General features: G+C 61.9%; 1 protein-coding gene and 1 pseudogene. Both read left to right on the top strand.

Annotated features, from left to right (window positions below; translation table 11 throughout):
• Positions 1 to 115: 115 nt before the first annotated feature.
• Entirely contained in the window at positions 116 to 1,615 is a 1,500-nt protein-coding gene (istA, locus tag N7650_RS27825) for an IS21-like element ISPst3 family transposase (protein WP_112292652.1), read from the top strand.
• Positions 1,608 to 1,810, top strand: a pseudogene (gene istB / locus N7650_RS27830) (IS21-like element ISPst3 family helper ATPase IstB); the annotation flags it as partial. The gene istA and the pseudogene istB, both read left to right, overlap by 8 nt.

A 1,810-nucleotide genomic window follows, 5' to 3' on the forward strand; every position in this document is an offset into this window, starting at 1 on the left:
TGTTGCCGCTGACCGAAAACTGACCCAGTAGAGGCTGTTCTGCCGACTGAAAACTGACCCAGGTGTTCAACTGCTTCTGCTCAATTTTTGAGCAGGAGAACACAGGGTGATCAGTATGGAAATGATGGGCAAAATTCGCCGGATGTATTTCCGCGACAAGCTGTCGCTGCATGAGATAGCCAAGCGCACCGGGTTGGCGCGCAACACGATTCGCAAGTGGGTCAGAGCACCTGAGGCCAAGCCGCCGGTCTACCAACGCCGCGCGATCTTCAACAAACTCAGCCCTTTTCACGCCACGCTGGAGCAGGCGCTAAAAGCCGATTCGCTGCGCCCCAAGCAACAGCGGCGCAGTGCCAAGGCGCTGTTGGCGCAAATCAAAGCCGATGGTTATGACGGTGGCTACAGCCAGCTCACCGCGTTTATCCGTGCCTGGCGAGGGGGACAGGGCAAGGCGTCGCAGGCCTTTGTGCCGCTGACCTTTGCTCTTGGCGAGGCGTTTCAGTTTGACTGGAGCGAGGAAGGCTTGCTGGTCGGCGGCATTTACCGGCGTATGCAGGTGGCACATCTGAAGCTGTGTGCCAGCCGTGCGTTCTGGCTTGTGGCGTATCCGAGCCAGGGCCATGAGATGTTATTTGACGCCCATACACGCTCGTTCGGCGCCTTGGGCGGCGTGCCGCGCCGGGGCATCTACGACAACATGAAGACCGCCGTCGACAAGGTCAATAAGGGCAAAGGCCGGGCGGTGAATGCACGCTTTGCGGTGATGTGCGCGCATTACCTGTTCGATCCGGACTTCTGCAACGTCGCCGCTGGTTGGGAAAAGGGCATCGTTGAAAAGAACGTGCAAGACAGCCGCAGGCGTATCTGGCTAGACGCCCAGGACTGTCAGTTTCACTCCTTCGAGGAACTCAATGCCTGGCTGGGCCAGCGCTGCCGCGCGCTTTGGAACGAGCTGACGCACCCTCAATACAGCGGGCTGAGTGTGGCCGAAGTGCTTGAGTTGGAGCGCGCTGAACTGATGCCTGTGCCAGCGCCATTCGACGGTTACGTCGAGCGGCCTGCGCGGGTCTCCAGCACCTGCTTGGTCAGCGTCGGGCGCAACCGCTACTCGGTGCCGTGTGAGTACGCGGGTAAGTGGGTCAGCAGCCGTTTGTATCCGACGCGAATCGAGGTGGTGGCTGACGACGCGCTGATCGCCAGCCATGTCCGCTTGCTGGATCGCGACCAGGTCAGCTATGACTGGCAGCACTACCTCCCGCTGATCGAACGCAAGCCCGGTGCGCTGCGCAACGGCGCGCCCTTTGCTGATCTGCCGGCGCCGCTGCGTCAGCTTAAGCACGGTCTGGGGCGTCATGCCGGCGGTGACCGGATCATGGCGCAAGTTCTGGCTGCCGTACCGGTCGCCGGGCTCGATGCCGTGCTGGTAGCCGTTGAGCTGGTACTGGAGAGCGGCAGCCTGAGCGCCGAACACATCCTCAATGTCGTGGCGCGCCTGGCCGCGACCGAACCACCACCCAGCGTCGAAACCCACTTGTCGCTCAAGGAAGCCCCCGTCGCTAACACGGCGCGCTACGACCGCCTGCGTGGCCAGGCCGAGGAGGTCGGTCATGCGTGATTTGATGGCGGAACTCAAGGAGCTGCGCCTGCACGGCATGGCCACGGCCTGGGCGGAGTTAACTGCACAGGGTGAGTCGAACACAGCCTCGTCCAAGTGGCTGCTCGAACACCTGCTGGAACAAGAGCACACAGATCGCGCCATGCGCTCGGTGAGCCACCAGATGAACATGGCCAAGCTGCCGATGCACCGCGA

It is taken from the genome of Pseudomonas sp. GD04058, assembly GCF_029836855.1.
Lineage (GTDB): Bacteria > Pseudomonadota > Gammaproteobacteria > Pseudomonadales > Pseudomonadaceae > Aquipseudomonas > Aquipseudomonas bharatica.

What these genes read in the sequence shown, in the direction of transcription:
- istA (WP_112292652.1), top strand. Translation starts at nt 116, where the DNA reads ATGGAAATGATGGGCAAAATTCGCCGGATGTATTTCCGCGACAAGCTG.